This is a genomic window from Paraburkholderia sp. HP33-1 (assembly GCF_021390595.1).
Lineage (GTDB): Bacteria > Pseudomonadota > Gammaproteobacteria > Burkholderiales > Burkholderiaceae > Paraburkholderia.
Window position 1 is genome coordinate 546,054 of the sequence record NZ_JAJEJR010000002.1, and the last position, 19,072, is coordinate 565,125.

General features: G+C 63.4%; 17 protein-coding genes. 13 read left to right on the top strand and 4 right to left on the bottom strand.

Annotated features, from left to right (window positions below; all coding sequences use genetic code 11):
- Positions 1-2 precede the first annotated feature (2 nt).
- From L0U81_RS18520 to L0U81_RS18530, 3 genes are read right to left on the bottom strand one after another with little or no spacing between them, the layout of a single operon-like run.
- Positions 3-401: an ExbD/TolR family protein gene (locus L0U81_RS18520; RefSeq protein WP_233804986.1), complete on the bottom strand. Its 399-nt coding sequence runs from the start codon at positions 399-401 to the stop codon at positions 3-5.
- Positions 398-1,021 carry a MotA/TolQ/ExbB proton channel family protein gene (locus L0U81_RS18525; RefSeq protein WP_233804987.1) on the bottom strand — a complete coding sequence of 208 codons (624 nt, stop codon included), beginning with the start codon at positions 1,019-1,021 and terminating at the stop codon, positions 398-400. Before L0U81_RS18525 ends, L0U81_RS18520 begins: the two co-directional genes overlap by 4 nt.
- A 21-nt stretch (positions 1,022-1,042) precedes the next feature.
- The gene (locus L0U81_RS18530) at positions 1,043-3,391 is read right to left on the bottom strand and encodes a TonB-dependent receptor (RefSeq protein WP_233804988.1); all 2,349 of its coding nucleotides are present in this window, start codon (positions 3,389-3,391) and stop codon (positions 1,043-1,045) included.
- A 249-nt stretch (positions 3,392-3,640) separates the two neighbouring features.
- On the opposite strand from L0U81_RS18530, the gene L0U81_RS18535 reads away from it, so the two are divergent.
- From L0U81_RS18535 to L0U81_RS18595, 13 genes are all read left to right on the top strand, one after another.
- Positions 3,641-4,063: a MarR family winged helix-turn-helix transcriptional regulator gene (locus tag L0U81_RS18535; protein WP_233804989.1), complete on the top strand. Its 423-nt coding sequence runs from the start codon at positions 3,641-3,643 to the stop codon at positions 4,061-4,063.
- Positions 4,064-4,145: 82 nt separating this feature from the next.
- Complete coding sequence (locus L0U81_RS18540) at positions 4,146-4,568, top strand: MarR family winged helix-turn-helix transcriptional regulator (RefSeq protein WP_233804990.1); 423 nt, start codon at positions 4,146-4,148, stop codon at positions 4,566-4,568.
- Positions 4,569-4,650: 82 nt separating this feature from the next.
- Positions 4,651-5,751 carry an HlyD family secretion protein gene (locus tag L0U81_RS18545; RefSeq protein ID WP_233804991.1) on the top strand — a complete coding sequence of 367 codons (1,101 nt, stop codon included), beginning with the start codon at positions 4,651-4,653 and terminating at the stop codon, positions 5,749-5,751.
- Positions 5,752-5,758: 7 nt separating this feature from the next.
- A complete protein-coding gene (locus tag L0U81_RS18550; RefSeq protein WP_233804992.1) occupies positions 5,759-7,330 on the top strand; it encodes a DHA2 family efflux MFS transporter permease subunit in 1,572 nt (523 codons plus the stop codon).
- Between the two features lie 10 nt (positions 7,331-7,340).
- Positions 7,341-8,765: an efflux transporter outer membrane subunit gene (locus tag L0U81_RS18555; RefSeq protein ID WP_233804993.1), complete on the top strand. Its 1,425-nt coding sequence runs from the start codon at positions 7,341-7,343 to the stop codon at positions 8,763-8,765.
- Positions 8,766-8,940: 175 nt separating this feature from the next.
- A complete protein-coding gene (gene panE / locus L0U81_RS18560; protein ID WP_233804994.1) occupies positions 8,941-9,876 on the top strand; it encodes a 2-dehydropantoate 2-reductase in 936 nt (311 codons plus the stop codon).
- A 75-nt stretch (positions 9,877-9,951) separates the two neighbouring features.
- A complete protein-coding gene (locus L0U81_RS18565; protein ID WP_233804995.1) occupies positions 9,952-10,251 on the top strand; it encodes a hypothetical protein in 300 nt (99 codons plus the stop codon).
- Positions 10,252-10,515: 264 nt separating this feature from the next.
- On the top strand, positions 10,516-12,003 hold the full coding sequence (pdxR, locus tag L0U81_RS18570) for a MocR-like pyridoxine biosynthesis transcription factor PdxR (RefSeq protein WP_233804996.1): 1,488 nt from the start codon (positions 10,516-10,518) through the stop codon (positions 12,001-12,003).
- A gap of 378 nt (positions 12,004-12,381) precedes the next feature.
- Positions 12,382-12,834 (top strand): HU family DNA-binding protein, encoded by a 453-nt coding sequence (locus L0U81_RS18575; protein WP_062131567.1) that lies wholly within the window; start codon positions 12,382-12,384, stop codon positions 12,832-12,834.
- A 413-nt stretch (positions 12,835-13,247) separates the two neighbouring features.
- Positions 13,248-14,657, top strand: coding sequence for a circularly permuted type 2 ATP-grasp protein (locus tag L0U81_RS18580; protein WP_233804997.1), 1,410 nt, complete (start codon positions 13,248-13,250; stop codon positions 14,655-14,657).
- A gap of 159 nt (positions 14,658-14,816) precedes the next feature.
- A complete protein-coding gene (locus L0U81_RS18585; protein WP_233804998.1) occupies positions 14,817-15,767 on the top strand; it encodes an alpha-E domain-containing protein in 951 nt (316 codons plus the stop codon).
- Between the two features lie 12 nt (positions 15,768-15,779).
- Positions 15,780-16,580, top strand: a complete 801-nt coding sequence (locus L0U81_RS18590) for a transglutaminase family protein (protein ID WP_233804999.1) — start codon at positions 15,780-15,782, stop codon at positions 16,578-16,580.
- Positions 16,581-16,681: 101 nt separating this feature from the next.
- Positions 16,682-17,554 (top strand): proteasome-type protease, encoded by an 873-nt coding sequence (locus L0U81_RS18595; protein ID WP_233805000.1) that lies wholly within the window; start codon positions 16,682-16,684, stop codon positions 17,552-17,554.
- 151 nt (positions 17,555-17,705) lie between these two features.
- Here L0U81_RS18595 and L0U81_RS18600 read toward each other — a convergent pair whose 3' ends face one another.
- A complete protein-coding gene (locus L0U81_RS18600) occupies positions 17,706-18,893 on the bottom strand; it encodes a porin (protein ID WP_233805001.1) in 1,188 nt (395 codons plus the stop codon).
- Positions 18,894-19,072 lie beyond the last annotated feature (179 nt).

Consider the following 19,072-nt stretch of genomic DNA (forward strand, 5'->3'; position numbering starts at 1 on the left):
CTTTAATCACGATGCACGGCGATCAGAAAGTGTTCGGCCCCCGCGCGTCGGGCCGCGAGCATCGCCTGCACGACCGCGCCGTGACCGGCGTGATCGTCGGCCGTGATGACGACGTTGCCGTCCGCGCGCAGAAGGCGCTTTACTTCGGGCTCGATCTGATCCGCGGGAACGACATGGCGATTGACCGCGACCTCGTCGTTGCCACTTACCGATATCGTCAGCGGCTCGCTCGCGCTGATCGGCTGTGCGCGTCCCGAAGGCAGGTTGATCCGCACTGCGTCCAGCCGCTGCATCGCCAGCGAGGCGAGCATGAACGTCGCAAGTAGAAAGAACATCACGTCGATCATCGGAATGATTTCGATGCGGCCGCGCCGCGAGGTGCGCGAGCGTTTGAGTTTCATCCGCGCTCTCCCCGCGCCTCGTGTTGCAGGCGCAGCGCGCTGAGGCGCGCGTTGGCGAACAGTTCGAGTTCATCCATCAGACGCTCAAGCCGCCGTGAAAAATAGTTGAACGCGAACAGCGCGAGAACCGCGACGATCAATCCGATCGCAGTCGCTACCAGCGACTGTGCTACCCCGCCCGTGACACCACCCGGATCGACGAGCCCATTGCCGCCGAACAGCTGGAAGGATTTCATCATCCCGACGATCGTGCCGAGCAAGCCGAGCAGCGGCGCCGCCGTGACGATCGTCTCGAGCAGCCACAAACCGCGGCCCATATCGCGCTCGATCTGTGAGGCGACAGATTGTGCCGACGCCTCGCGCAGCCATAGCGGCGAGTCCGACTCGGGCAGCCACGGCGCGGCCATGCGCCGGAACGCGTGATGCGGGGCGAGATCTTCGAGACGGTTGTCATCGCCTGACGTGGGTTGCCAAAGACGCGCCGGCGCGCTTGCGAAGCGGGCGAATACATAGGCCCGCTCGATGATGATCGTCAATGCGAGCACGCCGAGCAAGCTGAGCGGATACATGATCCATCCGCCGGTGCGCATCGCCGCGATAAAGTCTGTCCATTCCTGCATGATGGTTCTCCCAGCCGTCGATCAGAAGTACTTGGTCACGCCCGCATAGACGGCAAAATGCGGACCGTATTGCGGCGCGCCGACGCCGATGCCCGAACCGTCGCGCAACTCGTAGACGCGATTGAATGCGTTGATCACCACCAGACGTGCGTCGACCTTGCCGATCGTCGGCTCGTTGAAGTGCTGGATCACGCCGAAGTTGAACTGCGCATAGACGGGCAGGCGGTCGGTATTCGCAAAACCGCTGCGCAGGCCGGATCCGACGATACCGTCGAACGTGAAGGTGGTTTGGTGGAAGTCGTATGTCGCGCCGAACGACGCCGTCACGCGCTGGTCGTGATCGAGAAACACCCAGTGGTTCGAGATGAACGCCAGTTCGTCCGCACTGAAGTTGAACTGCGCGGAGTTGATGTTCTTGCCTTGCGCGCGGCTATACGCGAGGTTCAGATACGCGGAAATGTTGTCGTGTTTGTAGCTGGCGGTGAATTCCACGCCATAGGTTCTGCCGTACTGGTAGTTGAACGGCGTGAAGATCAGCGCGGGGCCGAACTGTCCTTCGTCGAGCAGGTCGGTCGATTTCTTGTAGTACGCGTCGAGTCCGAGCGTGACGGCAGAGCCGAGCTTCTGCGTGATGCCGAGGTCGAAGTAGTGGCTGCGTTCCGGCTGTACAGGATCGTTCTGGGTCGTCGAACTCTGATTCGTGGTGCCGTCGAATTTCGATATCGTCGAGCCGGACACGAGTTCGAACGGCGGCGGCGTGAAGTAGCGGGCGTAGCCGACGTGCAGCGTCGTCGACGGCGTGGCCGTGTAGACGAGACCGACGCGCGGACTCAACTGGCTCGCGCTCGTGTACTCGTCCATACGGTCGTAGCGTAATCCATAGTTCAGCGTGAGCCGGTCGGTCAGCTTCCATTCGTCCTGTGCGTACAGGCTGTACAGATAGCCGGTCTTGCTGCTGTTGTCCTGGATGTTGAAGGGCACGTTGGAGAACTGGTTGCCGTCCGCGTCGGCGGGAAAGACGGTCACGCTGTTGTCGAATACCGCGTGCTCCTGCTGGAAGAAGATACCCGCGCGAACCGTGTGGCTGTCGTTGACGCGCCAGGTCGTATCGACCTGCACGCCGTTGGCCGTGTTGCTATGAAAGTCCTCCGATGCGACGCCGTTGAACATCAGGTCGCCAATCGGATCGGGGTTGAACTTCGTGCGTGTATAGCGCGTGAAAAAAGCGACCTGGTAATCGAGTGCGCCGCCGTTGGTGCCCTGAAGCGCGAGCGCCGCGAAATTGTTCAGCTCCGATTGCGTCTCGTTCAGTTGCGACGAGTCGAACGTGCTATGGCCTGCGAGCGCGAAGTTCGGCGTCAGTCCTGGCGTGTTCGGAATCTCGAACTGGTTGTTGGTCGCGCCGAACAAAAGGCTCACGCGCGTGAGCGGATTGATCAGATACGACAGATAGCCGAACGCATTGCCCTGGCGCGTGTGATCGTGAATCGCATTGGCGCTCGCGGTCGGATTCTCGATGCCGAGATTGTTCATGCCGAGCGAGCCGCTCAGGTAGTAGCTGAACGGTCCCTCGCTGCCGAACACGTCGGCACTCGTTTTGACGGTCTGATGGCTGCCGGCGAATACGTCGATCGAGCCGCCGCTGCCCGTGTCGCCCGATTTGGTGCGGATGTCGACGATGCCGGCCGTGCGGTAGCCGTACTGCGCGGGCAGGGCGCCCGTGAGCAGGTTCATCTGATCGATGATGCGCGTGTCGAGCGACTGGCCGAAGCCGCTGATCGGCTCCGGGATGATGATGCCGTTGATCCGGTATTGCACATTGGCGTGCTCGCCGCGCACGTGCAACTGGCCGAACGAGTCGCTGGCGACGCCGGGCGCTTGCAGCAGCACCTGATTGAGCGGCGTGTTCGCGCCCGCCGGCATCGTGTCGATATCGGCCTGCGTGAAGCGGTAGACGCTGCTGCCCGTCTCGGGCAGCAAGCCGTTGCGCGCCGCGTTCAGACGTTGGGCGTTGACTTGCACGTCGAGCGTGTCGCTTTTTTGCAGTTGCACGCTGACGCTCGCCGGGGCGCCGGACTGGGCGGTCGCGATACTGCTGCCGCTTGCAAAACCGGCCGCGGTGAAGACGACCGCGTACGTGCCGGGCGCCACGCCATCGATCGAGAAATGGCCTGCCGTGTCCGTGCTCGACGTGCTGACGGAGGCGCCGCTCGCGTCCTGTACCTGCACTTTCGCGTGAGCGACGGGCTGTCCAGCGGGATCGGAGACCGTGCCCGTGAATTCTGCGTTGCCGCCGGGCGCTCCCCATGCGCTCGAAACGCCGGCACAGAACACGATCGCCGCCTGCGCGGCCAGGGTGCGTTTTTTCATTGTTGTTGCTCGCTCAGTGCAGGATGCGTCGATGAATAGAAATGTTCGGCAAAAGCTCGCCCACCTCGCCCCTGAACGGCAGGGGAAGGAAAGGCGAACCAGGGCATCAGTTTCGAGAAATGTTATAACATATCATTCGCGGCTGGCAAGCCGGAAACTGTCCGTCGCCGAAGCGCAACGGGCGAGGCATTGACCTGCTGCTAACAGAAAAACTTGACGACGTGCATATGCACACATAAACTTCGCTGCATGAACCGTCCTATCTCCTACGACGAATGCAACTGCTTCGCGCTGCGCCAGGCGGCACGGCACGTCACGCAGATCTACGAGCGCCATCTCGGCAGCGTCGGGCTGACGGCTGCGCAGTTCACGATCCTCGCGAAGCTCGCGCGCACACCGAACCTGCCTATGGCGGAGCTCGCGGACGCGATGGTCATGGAGCGCACCACGCTGGTCCGCGCGATGAAACCGTTGCAGCGCGACGGCCTCGTGCTGGCCGAACCGGCGGACCACGACAACCGCACGTTGCTGTTCAGCCTGACGGAAAAGGGCGAGACCACGTTCGATCAGGCTGCGGTCGCATGGCGCGCCGCGCAGGACGAATTCGAAAAGAAGTTCGGCCGCGCCCGCGCAAAGACCCTGCGCGCCGAGCTGTTCAGCATCACCGACTAGATCGCCTGTAGTAACCCGCTTCGGCGGGTTTATTGCGACGCTTAATGTGCATATGCACTAACGAGCAAGGGAAGAGCAGCGAATGGAAGCGCTTTTAGACGACGACTGCTTTGCGATCCGCCAGGCCGCGCGTCACGTATCGCAGATCTACGACCGGCATCTGTCGAATGCCGGGCTGACCATCACGCAGTATTCGCTGCTGGGGCGCCTGAAGCGCACCGGTCCGATGACGATGAAGCAGCTTGCCGAGGCCATGCGCATGCAGCGCACCACGCTGGTCCGCACGATCCAGCCGCTGCGACGCGGCGGGCTCGTGTCGAGCGAGACGATGGGCGCGGATGCGCGCGCGCTGCTGATCTCGCTGACCGCCGAAGGGCAATCGCGGCTGAACGCGGGCCGCGCGCACTGGTATGCCGCGCAGGCCGAATTCGAACACCGCTTCGGCGAGGAGCGCGCGGCTGCGTTGCGCACTGAGCTGTTTGCGATCACCCGAGATACGCTTTGACATAAACGCTGAAGATGGCGGAGGGCCGGCGCGTTGCGCCGTTTTTTTCAATCTGAAGAGTGCATACGCACATATCGACATCATGTCCACAACTCCTTCGACCGTCGCGCCGCCGAGCGTGGTGCAACCCGCCAGACAGGCGCGGCGTATTCCGTGGATGCTGCTCGCGATCCTCTCCGTTCTCGTCGTGCTGGCGCTGGCCGCCTCGTACTGGTTCTTCGTCGGCCGCTTCGTCGAGAGCACCGACGATGCGTACGTCGGCGGCGACGTCACAGTGATGGCGCCGAAGGTCAACGGCTTCGTCACCGACGTGCTCGTGCACGACAACGAGTTCGTGCACGCCAACCAGGTGCTCGTGCGTCTCGATGCCCGCGACTACGACGCACGCCTCGCCCAGGCCAACGCCGAAGTGGAGAGCGCGCAGGCCGCCGTCACCGAACTTGAAGCGAAAAAATCACTGCAACTCGCGGCGATCAACGAGCAGGCCGCCGAGGTCCGCGCGTCGGGAGCGGAGCTCACGCGCAGCGCCGCCGACCAGACGCGCTACCGCGAGCTCGTGAAAGACGACGCGGTGTCGAACCAGGTCGTCGAGAAGGCCGACGCCGATCTGACCAAAGCGCGCGCCGCGGTCGATCGCAGCAGCGCGGCGCTGCTCGCGGCGCAACGCGAGATCGCGGTGCTCGACGCGCAGATCGGCGACGCCAAAGCGCGCATCGCGACCACGCAGGCCGCGCAGCGCGTCGCCGCGTTGAACGTCGAGTACACGACGATCCGCTCGCCGATCGATGGCTATGTCGGCAATCGCACTGCGCGGGTTGGGCTGCTCGCCAACACCGGCGTGTCGCTGCTGACCGTCGTGCCGGCGAGCGGTCTTTGGATCGACGCGAACTTCAAGGAAGATCAGCTGCGCAAAATGCATTCGGGCGACAGCGTCGATATCGAACTCGACGCGTCGAGCACCAAGCTGCATGGCGTGGTCGACAGTCTTGCACCGGCGACCGGCGCGACCTTCAGCGTCTTGCCCGCGGAAAACGCGACCGGCAACTTTACGAAGATCGTGCAGCGCGTGCCGGTGCGCGTGCGCCTCGACGTGCCGAAGGACATGCAGGGCGTACTGCGTCCGGGCCTGTCCGCGACCGTGAAAGTGCACGTCGATGCGGGCCATCCGGCCGCGCAGGGATGAACCGGTCATGACTCACGCTTTTGACAACCCCGCCGACCAGCCGACCCGCACCAAGGTCTTCGCATTCGCGCTGATGTGCCTCGGTTTTTTCATGGCGACGCTCGATATCCAGATCGTCGCATCGTCGCTGCGTGATATCGGCGGCGGACTGTCCGCGAGTCAGGATGAACTCTCCTGGGTGCAGACTTCGTATCTGATCGCGGAGATCATCGTGATTCCGATGTCGGGGTGGCTCACGCGCGTGTTTTCGACGCGCTGGGTCTTCACGTTCTCCGCGTTCGGCTTCACGCTCACCAGCATGCTGTGCGGCCTAGCGTGGGACATCAACTCGATGATCCTGTTTCGCGGTCTGCAAGGCGCGCTCGGCGCCGCGATGATCCCGACTGTCTTCACGACCGCGTTCGTGCTGTTTCCCGGCAAGCAGCGCCTGATTGCATCGACGACGATCGGTGCGCTCGCGTCGCTTGCGCCGACGATCGGGCCGGTGATCGGCGGCTGGATCACGTCGCAATGGTCGTGGCACTGGCTGTTCTATCTGAATCTCGTGCCGGGCGTTGCCGTCACGCTGCTGGTGCCGAAGTACGTAAATATCGACAGGGCCGATCTGTCGCTGCTGAAGAAGGGTGACTACTTCGGCATTCTGCTGATGTCGGGCTTTCTTGGCTGCCTCGAATACGTGCTCGAAGAAGGGCCGCGCAAGAACTGGTTCGGCGACGATGTGATCGTGCTGTGCGCGTGGCTCGCGGCGATCTGCGGGTTTCTGTTCATCGTGCATGCGTTCACCGCGAAGGAACCGATCGTCGACCTGCGCGCACTGGCGTTGCGCAACTTCGGTATCGGCAGCCTGCTGTCGTTCATCACCGGGATCGGCATCTTCTGCACCGTGTTTCTGACGCCGGTGTTTCTAGCGCGCGTGCGCGGCTTCGATTCGTTGCAGATCGGCCTTGCGCTGCTGTCCGTCGGCTGCTTCCAGTTGCTCGCGCTCGCCGCCTACTCGACGCTCGCGCGCTTCGTCGATATGCGCATGCTGATGGTGTTTGGACTCGCGCTGTTTGGCATCGGCTGCTATCTGTACGTGCCATTGACGAACCAATGGGGCTGGCAGCAGTTGCTGATTCCGCAAGCGCTGCGGGGTATCGGCCAGCAATTCTGTATTCCGCCGATCGTGACGATGGCGCTCGGCGCTTTGCCGCCGTCGCGGCTGCGCTCCGCGAGCGGGCTGTTCAATCTGATGCGAAATCTCGGTGGTGCGATTGGCATCGCGGTCAGCAGCACGATGTTGAACGACCGTCTGAACCTCCACTACGAACGGCTCGACGAACATTTGAATGCGGGCCGTCCGGTCGTCGAATCGATCTTGCAGAAGCAGGCCGAGTATCTGGCGGCCGTTGGTGGTGATGTCCTGAACGCCGCGAATGCGGGGCTCGCCGAATTGCACGCGGCATTGATGCGCGAAGCGCTGGTGCAGGCATTCTCCGACGCCTTTCTGGCGGTTGCGCTGTGCTTCGTGGTTGGCTTGTTGAGCGTCCTGTTCTCGCGCCCGTTCGGCAATACCGCACCGCCGCCCGATGCCCATTAGGAGACCCCCCATGAAACGAATGATGATGAAGTTAGTGTCGAGCGCGGCGTTCCTGACGCTCGCGGCCTGTGCGGTGCAGCCCGCGACGCACGCGGATTTGCCGCATACGGTGCAGACGCTCGCGCCGGCCGCGTGGAGCGTCGACGCGCCGCAAGACAGCGTGAACACCGGCGCGTGGTGGGCGCAATTCGGCGACCCGGTCATGCATCAACTGATCGAGTCGGTGTTGACCGGCAATCTCGACGTGCAGGCCGCGGCCGAGCGCGTGAAGCAGGCGCAGGACCTGGTGACGCAGAATCGCGCGGCGCTCGTGCCGGAGCTGGATGCGAACGCGGGCGCGTCGACTGAGCGGCAGAACACGCCGCCGCCTCTCGGTTATGTGCGGAAGGCCGGATTCGGACTCGCCGCGAGCTGGACGCCTGACGTGTTCGGCGGCGAACGGCTCGCGGTGCTCGCCTCGCAGGCGCAGGTGTCGGGCAGTGAAGCGGCGTTGAACCAGTTGCGGCTCGCGCTCGCCGCGAACGCGGCAGCCGCGTATATCGATCTGCGCTGGGCGCAGGCGCAATTGCAGATCCTCGACGACAACGAGCAGATTCGCAGCCGCGCGCTGAAGCTCACGCAGGAGCGCCTGCATTACGGCCTGTCGACGCAGCTCGACGTCTCCCGTGCGCTGAATCAGCTACAGGATTTGCAGGCGCAGATTCCGCGCGTGCAATCGGCGGTGCAGCATCAACTGAGTCTGATCGCCGTGTATTCGGGGCGAACGCCGGAAAGCGTCGATACGCTGGTGCTGTCCGACGCGCGCGAGATTCCGGTGCCCGCGCAAAGCGCGCCGCTCGTGTTGCCGTCCGACGCGTTGCTGCATCGGCCCGATGTGCGCACCGCGTATGCGCTCGTCGAGCAGCGCGCGGCGGAAGTAGGGGTATCGAAAGCGCAGCGCTATCCTCAGTTCAAGATCAATCTGACGAATGGACTGCTCGCGTCGTCGTACCTCGGTTTGCCGACGCTGACCGACAATCTGTTCAGCGCCGCGTTGAATGCGACGAGCCCGATCTTCAACGCCGGACGCATCACCGCGAACATCGACGCGAGCGAGAGCCGCATGCGCGAATCGCAGCTCGGCTTGCAGCAGACGATGTTGCAGGCGCTAAAGGAAATCGAGGACAACCGCAGCGATCTTGTCAGCGGCGCGGTGCAGGTGCAGCGTCTGGGCGGTGCGCTCGATGCGTCGAATCACGCGCTGCGTTTGTCGACCGAGCTGTATAAGGGCGGTGCGTCGAGCTTCCTCGATGTGCTCGACGCGCAGGAAGCGTATCTGCGGGACTCGGAGTCGCTGAATCAGGCGCGCCGCGAGCACGCGCTTTCGGCGATTGCGTTGTACCGGTCACTCGGCGGCGGGTGGGATCAGGGGGAAACGGTGGCGGCGGGGCAGTGAGGCAAACAGGACATGCGGCGTTGATCGCATGCGCGTCAAGGAGTGAATCCTATCCGGAACCGATCCGCAATCTTTGCTACATTCCTGCACAAGCACCGCGTACGCGGCGCCTTCAGGATGCGTCCGCCAGCGACGCGCATGATCGCCAACATTGAAATCTTTCAAGAGGCTCAAGATGCGGATTCTGGTAGTCGGAGCGGGGGCGGTAGGCGGCTATTTCGGCGGACGCCTGGCGGCGGCGGGGCTGGACGTGACCTTCCTCGTACGCGCCGGTCGCGCGGAAAAGCTACAGCGCGAGGGTCTCGTTATCAACAGCCCGCGCGGCAATCTCGGGTTGCGCGACGTGAAGACGATTCTCGCCGGTGTCGCCGCCGAACCGTTCGACCTCGTGCTGCTTAGCTGCAAAGCCTACAGCCTCGACGACGCGATAGATTCGTTCGCGCCGTTCGTCGGCGAAGAGACGCTGATTCTGCCGATGCTCAACGGCATGCGCCATATCGACGTGCTGATCGCACGCTTCGGCAAGGAGCGCGTGCTCGGCGGCCAGTGCGTGATCGCCGCGACGCTCAACGCCGAGCAGCACATCGTGCATCTGAACGACTTGCACGCGATGACGTTCGGCGAACTCGTCGGCGGCATGTCGGAGCGGACCGAGGCGATCGCCGATGCGATGTCCGGCGCGAACTTCGACGTCTCGGTGAGTGACAACATCCTGCTGCGCATGTGGGAGAAATGGGTGTTTCTGGCCACATTGGCCGGGAGTACGTGCTTGATGCGCGGTTCGGTCGGCGATATTCTGGCTGCGCCTGACGGCAAGCGCGTGATCGAGAATCTGCTCGGCGAATGCCGCGCGGTGGCCGAGCACAACGGCTTCACGATGGACGCGGACTTCGACGCGCGCGCCACCCAGGTGTTGCTGACGCCGTCGCCGCTGACCGCATCGATGTTGCGCGACGTCGAAAACCACTCGCATACCGAGGCGGATCATATTCTCGGCGACCTGATCGCGCGCGGCGGCGACGCGCAGAAGGGCGAGCACGGCCTGTCGCTGCTGCGCATCGCCTACAGTCATCTGAAGACGTACGAAGCGCGCCAGACCCGCACTTCCTGACGGCTCGCCGCGGCCGGCGCGAACGCGGATCGGGCGGATGGCGTGCCGCCGCAACCTGACGATCGGAGATCAAGCATGCCTACTCCAACTGGTTCGGTGCCCGCGCTCAGTGCCGCTTCGGCGACCGTGTTCTCGATCGGCATCGTGTTTCTCGGCTACTGGGGCATGTACGAGCCGACCGCCTGGCACAAGGCCGACATCGTGGTCTTTGTACTCGCGCTGGCCGGCTTCGCGTGCCTCGGCCTCGTGCCGTGGATGGCGACGAGTCCCGTCGAGCCGGAGAACAGCGACTCACGCGTGCGCATCGCGCGGCATCTGTTTCTCTCGGGCGTGACCGCGATCTGGCTCGCGGTGGCTGTCTCCGTGATCTTCTGACGCTGCCACGAAGGCGCGCGCCGCTTACTCCGGCATCTTCCTGAACGACACCGTAATCCGGTTCCAGCCGTTGATCGCAACGATCAGCAGCGTCACCGCTTCCATGCATTCGCGCGTCGTCCATTCGCACGCGCTGAACGTGCTTGCATAGGAGTGTCCTCGTGAATGTCGGGGGCGCCCGGATGGGCGTCCGAGGAGGTAAGCTTACGTTCGCTACTGGTCGTTAAAGATGACCATTTGCCGTTCTTTGAGGTAACCACCCGAATGGACATTCACATCGCGGTCGAAGGTCATCACGATCTGTCCGGACAGATTTATCGTCAGTTGCGCGCGGGCATCCTCGAAGGACGCCTTGCCGGCGGCACGCGTCTGCCGTCCACGCGCGATCTCGCGACGCAGCTCGGCGTGTCGCGCAAGACCACGCTAGACGTGTTCGAGCGCTTGCTATCCGAGGGTTATCTGAGCGCCCGGGCCGGCTCGGGCACTTTCGTCGCCGACGGGCTCGAACGCCTGCCCGCGGAGCGCTCCGCGCAGGCGCGCGCGGCGGATCGCACCCGCGAGCGGGCCGCGGCGCAAGCGAAGGCCGCCGCGCGTGCGCAGCCGTTGTGGGAGCGGATGCCCGACAGCCTGCCGTTGCCTCGGCCGTCGGTGCCGTCGCCGCTCGACTTCGTCGGCGGCGTGATCGACAAGACGCTGTTTCCATTCGACGTCTGGCGCCGCTGCGTGAATCACGCGCTACGCGGCCAGGCGCGCAGCCCCGGCACTTATCGCGAGGCGGCCGGTGACCAGCAACTGCGCCTCGCGATCTCGCGCTACCTCGCCTTCAACCGCGCGGTGTCGAGCAACTGGGAAGACGTGATCGTCACGCAGGGCGCGCAGCACGCGCTCGATCTGATGGCGCGCATCACGTTGCGGCCCGGCGAAATTGCGGCGATCGAAGACCCCGGCTACCCGCCCGCGCATGCATGCTTTACGGTGACGGGCGCGCGGGTGGTGCCGGTTCCGGTCGATCGCGAAGGCCTGATCGTCAGTAAGCTGCCGGACAAGGCGCGGCTCGTCTACGTGACGCCTTCGCATCAGTTCCCGCTAGGCATGCCGATGAGCCTCGAGCGTCGCGTCGAGCTGCTCGAATGGGCGCAAAAGCGCGGCGCGGTCATCATCGAGGACGACTACGACTGCGAGTACCGTTTCGAAGGCCGGCCGATGGAGCCGCTGAAGAGCCTCGATCGCGCCGGCCTCGTTGCATACGTGGGTACCTTTTCGAAGACGATCTTCCCCGAGCTGCGGATCGGCTACGTGGTGCCGCCGGCGTCGTTGCACGGCCCGCTGCTGAAGGCGCGGCAGATCGCCGATGGTCACGGCTGCACGCTGACGCAAACGGCGCTCGCGTCGTTCATGCTCAATGGCGACTTCGCGCGCCATCTGCGGCGCATGCACAAGGCGTATGCGGCGCGGCGCGTCATGCTGCTCGAGCATCTGCAAGGGGGCCTCGCGCGCTGGTTCGAACCGATCGTGCCGACTGCCGGGATCCATCTGGCCGCGCGGCTGAAGGGGCCGTTGGCCTCGCTCGGCGAGGAGGCGCTCGTCGCCGCGGCGCGTCAAGCGTCGATCGGCCTCTATGGACTCGCGCCTTTTCACTATCGCGTGACGCCGCAGCCTGGGCTGATCTTCGGCTATGGCAGCATCACGGCCGAGCATATCGACTCGGCTCTGACGACGCTCGCCGGCATCCTGCCGCGCATTGCACGCTGAAACGAAGCGGGCCGCAAGCGAGGCGCAGGCATCGTCGAAGCGTTGCGGGGCATGCGTCCTTTGACGTGTCAAACGAAGAAAATGCCTTGATTCATGGGGCGAAAATGCCAGGCCGCTCCGCGGCAACCGCCTCGAAGCCGCCGCCGAAACGAACTGTAACGTGCGTTACGCATGCATAGTAGAGACCTCTCCGCGTGCGTTTCACCCGCTAAAACAGGTGCTAAAACGTATGGCAGTGTCGGTGCCGCGCAAAAAACTTGATCCCAATACATAAAAGAGTCGCGCAAATCGCTTGAGCGCTTGTAGAATCCGGCGTTGAAGCGTGCACATGCGGTGTGCGCTTCGAGCAATTCACTGACCACAACAGGTAGGAGAAACATGCCGACTTCCGCAAAAAAGGTGGCCAAGAAGGCTGCTGCCCCGGTACCGACCAAGAAGGTTGCTGCAAAGAAAGCCCCTGCGAAGAAAGCCGTCGCAGCCAAGAAGGTCGCCGTGAAGGCGTCTGGCGCACCGTCGCCGATCAAGGACACCTTCACGAAGGCCTCGTTGGCAGCTCACATCGCTGAACGCGCTGCAGTGGAACCGAAGACCGCCAAGGCTGTGCTGGCCGCGCTCGAAGACACGATCCTCGGCACGGTGCACAAGAAGGGCGCTGGCGAATTCACGCTGTCGGGTCTGCTGAAGATCGTCGTGCAGGCTGTGCCGGCGAAGAAGAAGCGCTTCGGCAAGGACCCGTTCACGGGTGAAGAGCGCTGGTTCCCGGCCAAGCCGGCAAGCGTGCGCATCAAGGCACGCGCGCTGAAGAAGCTGAAGGACGCAGCATCGGCCTAAGCGCGTTGCTCGCTCCGCTCAGGTGTCGGCATGGCGCTTTTGCGTTTAACCATGCCTGACGTTTGAGTGCTTGAATTAGCGCCTGCATGCAGGTGATCGAAGTCCCCGTGGAGGCGAATCCACGGGGACTTTTTTTATGCGCACGCTTCGTAGTACCCGTCGAATCCATTGGCGAAACAGCCATCGCGCGTCTGATAGTGCGCTCCCTGATGGCGCGTGCGCACCTGACTGGCGCATCATGATCCACGGCAGTACGATCAAGGCATTGCGCTGCCCTGCGGATGCGCCGTTAGCGTGCACGTCAACACGCTCTATCACGACAAATTCAATGGCATAGCGCTTGCTAGATTGAAGGTCGAGTACCGAATGCGCAGCGCATTCGCCTTCTATTTGACAACAAGACAGGGGCTGACATGCGATGCTATGACGAGATGCGTCATCACGACGATGGCGTACGGCCGCATTACGCGCGCTTTGAGCGATGGCTGGACAGTCAGGGCAATGAAGCGATCGCACGCAAGCGTGCGGAAGCGGACCTGCTGTTCCGGCGCGTCGGCATCACCTTCGCGGTGAACGGCGACCTGTCAGGCACCGAACGGCTGATTCCATTCGATCTGATTCCGCGCATCATTCCGCGCGGCGAATGGCAGACGCTCGAAGCGGGTTTGCGGCAGCGCGTGCAGGCGCTCAATCTGTTTATCCACGACGTCTATCACGATCGCAACATCGTGCGTGCGGGCATCGTGCCGGCCGAGCAGGTCTATACCAATGCGCAGTATCGCCCCGAGATGCAGGGCGTCGACGTGCCGCTCGGTGTTTACGCGCACATCGCGGGCGTCGACGTGGTGCGCGCCGGCGACGAGGGCGAGTTCTATGTGCTCGAAGACAACCTGCGTGTGCCGTCGGGCGTGTCGTACATGCTCGAAAACCGCAAGATGATGATGCGGCTCTTCCCCGAGCTGTTCGTGCAGAACCGCATCGCGCCGGTCGCGCACTATCCCGATCTGCTGCTCGATACGCTGCGCTCGGTCGCACCCGAAGGCGTCGACGATCCGATCGTCGTCGTGCTGACGCCGGGCATGTACAACTCCGCCTATTTCGAGCATACGTTCCTCGCACAGCAGATGGGCGTCGAGCTCGTCGAAGGCAAGGATCTGTTCGTCGACGACAACTACGTGTTCATGCGCACCACGCAGGGGCCGAAGCGCGTCGACGTGATCTACCGGCGCGTCGATGACGACTTTCTCGATCCCCTCGCGTTTCGCCCCGACTCGGCGCTCGGCGTGCCGGGTCTGCTCACCGCGTATCGCGCCGGCCGCGTCGCGCTCGCGAACGCGATGGGCACCGGCATCGCCGACGACAAATCGATCTATCCGTACGTGCCGGACATGATCGCGTTCTATCTCGGCGAAAAGCCGATTCTGAACAACGTGCCGACCTATCAATGCCGCAAGCCCGACGATCTCGCCTATACGCTCGCGCATCTGCCGGAGCTGGTGGTCAAGGAAGTGCATGGTGCGGGCGGCTATGGGATGCTGGTCGGCCCAGCGTCGACCAAGGCCGAAGTCGAGGCGTTCCGCGAGCGGCTGATCGCGCGTCCGGCCGGTTATATCGCGCAGCCTACGCTAGCGCTCTCCGCGTGCCCGACCTTCGTCGAGTCGGGCATTGCGCCGCGCCATATCGACCTGCGGCCGTTCGTGCTGTCGGGCAAGACCACCACGATGGTGGCGGGCGGCCTCACGCGCGTCGCGTTGCAGGAGGGCTCGCTCGTCGTCAATTCATCGCAGGGAGGCGGGACCAAGGATACCTGGATGGTCGACTGACGCGATCGCCGCCGCGTTTCTCGCCTCGCTCGCAACAGAGCAAAGCAGGGCGCGACGCACGCAACCTGATGCGCCGCTGGCGCTTAACGGATAACCAGCGCGGACCTTCGTCGCTGACGAAGGCCTCGCGCGTTCAGATCTCAGCCATGGAACGCCGTCATGCTTAGCCGAACCGCCGATCACCTCTTCTGGATGGCCCGCTACATGGAGCGCGCGGAGAACACCGCCCGCATGCTCGACATCAACCTGAAGGCGCAACTGCTGCCGCAGACGCCCGAACAGGAGGCCCGCGCGCAGCGCTCGGTGCTGCGCATCTCCGAGCTCGAAAGCGCCTTCGAGCAGCGCTACGACGAACCGACGCGCGACCACGTGCTCGACTTCATGGTTGCCGACGCGAGCAATCCGTCGAGCATTCATTCGTGCCTGCAGGCCGCGCGCGAAAACGCCCGGGCGGTGCGGGGCACGCTGACGACCGAGTGGTGGGAAACCATCAACGACACGTGGCTCGAATTCAACGAGCGGCTCTCGAGCGGCCAGGCCGCGAGTAATCCGGGTTTGCTGTTCGAATGGGTCAAATTCCGCTCGCATCTGTCGCGCGGCGTGACGATGGGCACTGCGCTGCAGGACGACGCGTTCTTCTTCACGCAGCTAGGCACGTATCTGGAGCGCGCCGACAACACCGCGCGGATTCTCGATGTGCGTTTCGCCAATGTCGAGCCGAATTCGCGCGATGCCGCGCGCCAGCTCGAGGATTTCTATTACTGGACCTCGATCCTGAGCTCGGTGTCGGCGCTCGAGATCTATCGCAAGGTGTATCGCGACGTCATCACGCCCGCGCGCGTGGTCGAGCTGATGATCCTCAATCAGCAGATGCCGCGCTCGCTGCTCGCCTCGCTCGACGGCGTCTGCACCAATCTTGCGATGCTGCGCACCTCGGGCTCGAACCAGTGCGAACGCTTCGCCGGCAAGCTGCGCGCCGAGCTGCTGTATGCCGACATCCGGCAGATCCTGGAAAGCGGTCTACATGGCTATCTGACCCAGTTCCTCGCGCGCGTGTTCGAGCTGGGCAATCTGGTGGCGCGCACCTATCTGATGCTGCCAGTGGCCTGACGGAGTTTTCTCATGTACCTGACGATCCGCCACGACACCTCTTACCGCTACGAAGCGACGGTTCACTATTCGATCCAGCAGTTGCGCCTGACGCCCGCGAGCGGCACCGGGCAGACGGTGCGGCGCTGGAGCATCGACGCGCCGGGCAAGCTCGACGTCACGCTCGACGCATACGGCAACGTGCTGCATACGCTCGTCATCAACAAGCCGCACGACGAGATCCATCTGCACGTGTCGGGCGAGGTGGACACGATACCGCTTGTGGACGGCGTGCTGCGCGATCCGCCGGGCCCGATCCCGCTCGAACATTTCACCTGCGCGACGCGCCTGACCGAAGCCGACGGCGCGATCCGCGAACTGGCTGCGTCGGTGCCGGATCTGGCGAGCCCGGCGAGCCTGATCACGCTGTGCGAGCAGATCGTGCAACGCGTGCAATATCGGCCCGGCGTGACAGCGGTCACGAGCACGGCCGCCGAGGCGCTCGCGCTTGGCAACGGCGTGTGCCAGGACCATGCGCATCTGATGCTCGCATGCTGCCGCGCGCGCGGCGTGCCGGCGCGCTACGTGAGCGGTTATATCGAACCGGGCGACGTGCCGCATGGCGCGAGTCACGCGTGGGTCGACGTATGGCTCGACGGCAAGGGCTGGATTTCTATCGACGTCACGCATGCCGCGTTTGCGAGCGAGATCTACTGCCGGCTTGCGGTCGCGCGCGATTACGAAGCGGCGGCACCGGTGCGCGGCCGACGTATCGGCGGGCTCGAAGAGGAGCTCGACGTGGCGGTGAGGGTCAGCGCGCAGATGTCGCAGTAGCCGCAAAAAGGCTGCGAAAAAGGCCGTAGACTCGGATGAAGGGCGCCTGCGTGCCGCATTACAATAGTTAGCGCCGTCCATTTGTCTTTTGCGGATTCCTCATGACTTATTGCGTAGCGATGGCCGTCAATGACGGCCTCGTATTCCTGTCCGACACGCGGACCAATGCCGGCGTCGATCACGTCAGTACCGCGCGCAAGATGTCGGTGTTCGAACAACCCGGCGAACGCCTGCTGGTGCTGCTTGGCGCCGGCAATCTGTCACTCACGCAGGCGGTGCTGCACGAACTGTCCGAGCCCGCCGATGCCAGCGAGCCCACGCTTTGGACCGTGCCAACGATGGCTGACGCCGCGCGCGTAGTCGGCAGCGCGGTGCGCCGTGTGCATCAGCGCGAGGCCGAGGCGCTGCAAAAGTTCGGCGTCGACTTCAATTGCAGCTTCATTCTCGGCGGGCAGATCGCGGGCAACCGGATGCGCCTGTTCATGATCTACGCGGCGGGCAATTTCATCGAGACGTCGGCCGTGAATCCGTATTTCCAGATCGGCGAGTCGAAATACGGCAAGCCGATCATCGACCGGGTGCTGACGCCGTCCACGCCGCTCGACGAAGCCGCGAAGTCCGCGTTGATCTCGATGGACTCGACGCTGCGTTCGAACCTGTCGGTGGGGTTGCCGCTCGACCTGCTCGTGTACGAGAAGGATGCGCTGCGCGTCACGCGGTTCGTGTCGATCGATCGCGACAACGCGTACTTCGACATGATTCACCGCACGTGGGGCGAGCGTCTGCGCCAGATCTTTGCCGAGATTCCCAATCCGGACTGGCAGCAGTCGCAGGATGCGCCATCGCTGCACGCGGAGCGGGCGCTGGTGATGTATCGCGCCCCGGTTGGCGCCGATGGCATCGAGCACGAGCAGGATGTGCCGCCCGCGCAGATACTCGCGCAGGCCGACAAGGGGAAGGCGCAGCGGCGCTAGCTGCGGCGGATTCGGACCGCACGTCAGGCTCTCCCGGGGCCACGAGCAAAACCTCAGGACGAAAAAAACCAGCCATCGGCAACGCCTTTGGCTGGTTTTTTTTGGGCTACGCAGCTTGTCAGCTGCGTAGCAGGTCCGACTTGAAGTCCGATTAGAACTTGTGACGGATACCCAGGCTGACCATGACCTGGTTGTTGGTGCTCGCCTGGTTGCCATACGAACCGATCGAAGCAGTGGCCGACTCGAGGCCGCCGCCGGCGCCCGGTACACGCTGTTCGCCGCTGGCATGCTGCCAAGCGCCGACCAGGTACACGTCCGTACGCTTCGAGAGGTTGTAGTCGCCGCCCAGCGACACCTGGTTGTACGTCGCGGACGCGTCGCCGTGGCCCTTCGTGTAGATGTAGCCGAGACCCACCAGCGCTGCCGGCGTGAGCTGATAGCCCAGATAGGCGCGACCCACTTCGTACTTCTGCGTCTGACGGAAGGTCGATTGCGAGTCTTGGTAATACTGCGCGTTGCTGTAGCCCAGGGCGCCCGTCCACGGACCGGTCACGTACTGAACAACCACCGAAGCGATGCCGATCGAGCTTGCCGTTTGGTAAGCGTTGTTGATGCCGGTGACGGTCGACGAGGCCAAGTCGAACGTCCCACCGATCGTGGTGGTGCTATTCCAGCCAGACCGGGCGGGGTCGTTGGTGCTCGCGTTTTTCGTGCGCAGGTAGCCAGCGGCGCCACTGAACCCACCAATCGAATACGTTGCCGCGCCTGCATACGTCTGGCCCGAACCCGTTGAACCGGCGACACCGCCGAACCCGTACAAGCCTTCGAACTGGAAGCCCGACCAGACCGGCGACACGTACTTGACTGCGTTGTTCACACGGAAGCTGTTGTCGTTGTTGTCGACGTCGCCCGGCGTAGTGAACGTGCTGCCCCAGTAGTTGTCAGCCGTGAGCGGCTGGATCATGTCGACCAGCGGGTCGTACTGACGACCAGCCGTGACCGTGCCCCAGGAGTCGCCCGTCAGACCGACGTAAGCCTGACGACCGAACATCAGGCCGCCTTGGCCCAGCTTGCCCGTGTTGAGGTCAAAGCCGTTTTCAATCTGGAAAATTGCCTTCAAGCCGCCACCGAGGTCTTCCGTGCCCTTCAGGCCGAAACGGTTAGCTTGCAGGTTGCCCGCAAACAGTTGAACGAGGCTGCCGCCCTTGGGCGTAGCGTTGTTCACGTATTGGACCGATTCATCCAGCACGCCATACAGGGTCACGCTGCTTTGCGCGTGCGCGATACCAGCGACGCCGAGGAGCGCCAGCGAGAGGGTAGACAATGCGATTCGTTTCATCCAATTCTCCACGCAGATGATTGTTTGTTGGATTGTTTGTTGTTTCGGGAAGCAGAATAGCTCACCGGCTCTACGGGGTAGAAACGGAAAAAAAAGAGTGTCGCCAAAAACCGACAATCGTCGCAAACCCTTGTATTTAAAGCCCATCGACAATTGTTTCTATTTGCGCAATATTTATT

Bases quoted from the DNA above. Each gene is read 5' to 3' on its own strand.
- L0U81_RS18540 (WP_233804990.1), top strand. From the start codon at position 4,146: ATGGAAGCGCTTTTAGACGACGACTGCTTTGCGATCCGCCAGGCCGCG.
- L0U81_RS18585 (WP_233804998.1), top strand. From the start codon at position 14,817: ATGCTTAGCCGAACCGCCGATCACCTCTTCTGGATGGCCCGCTACATG.
- L0U81_RS18550 (WP_233804992.1), top strand. From the start codon at position 5,759: ATGACTCACGCTTTTGACAACCCCGCCGACCAGCCGACCCGCACCAAG.
- L0U81_RS18595 (WP_233805000.1), top strand. From the start codon at position 16,682: ATGACTTATTGCGTAGCGATGGCCGTCAATGACGGCCTCGTATTCCTG.
- L0U81_RS18525 (WP_233804987.1), bottom strand. From the start codon at position 1,021: ATGCAGGAATGGACAGACTTTATCGCGGCGATGCGCACCGGCGGATGG.
- L0U81_RS18590 (WP_233804999.1), top strand. From the start codon at position 15,780: ATGTACCTGACGATCCGCCACGACACCTCTTACCGCTACGAAGCGACG.
- L0U81_RS18545 (WP_233804991.1), top strand. From the start codon at position 4,651: ATGTCCACAACTCCTTCGACCGTCGCGCCGCCGAGCGTGGTGCAACCC.
- panE (WP_233804994.1), top strand. From the start codon at position 8,941: ATGCGGATTCTGGTAGTCGGAGCGGGGGCGGTAGGCGGCTATTTCGGC.
- L0U81_RS18575 (WP_062131567.1), top strand. From the start codon at position 12,382: ATGCCGACTTCCGCAAAAAAGGTGGCCAAGAAGGCTGCTGCCCCGGTA.
- L0U81_RS18565 (WP_233804995.1), top strand. From the start codon at position 9,952: ATGCCTACTCCAACTGGTTCGGTGCCCGCGCTCAGTGCCGCTTCGGCG.
- L0U81_RS18580 (WP_233804997.1), top strand. From the start codon at position 13,248: ATGCGATGCTATGACGAGATGCGTCATCACGACGATGGCGTACGGCCG.
- pdxR (WP_233804996.1), top strand. From the start codon at position 10,516: ATGGACATTCACATCGCGGTCGAAGGTCATCACGATCTGTCCGGACAG.
- L0U81_RS18520 (WP_233804986.1), bottom strand. From the start codon at position 401: ATGAAACTCAAACGCTCGCGCACCTCGCGGCGCGGCCGCATCGAAATC.
- L0U81_RS18600 (WP_233805001.1), bottom strand. From the start codon at position 18,893: ATGAAACGAATCGCATTGTCTACCCTCTCGCTGGCGCTCCTCGGCGTC.
- L0U81_RS18555 (WP_233804993.1), top strand. From the start codon at position 7,341: ATGAAACGAATGATGATGAAGTTAGTGTCGAGCGCGGCGTTCCTGACG.
- L0U81_RS18535 (WP_233804989.1), top strand. From the start codon at position 3,641: ATGAACCGTCCTATCTCCTACGACGAATGCAACTGCTTCGCGCTGCGC.
- L0U81_RS18530 (WP_233804988.1), bottom strand. From the start codon at position 3,391: ATGAAAAAACGCACCCTGGCCGCGCAGGCGGCGATCGTGTTCTGTGCC.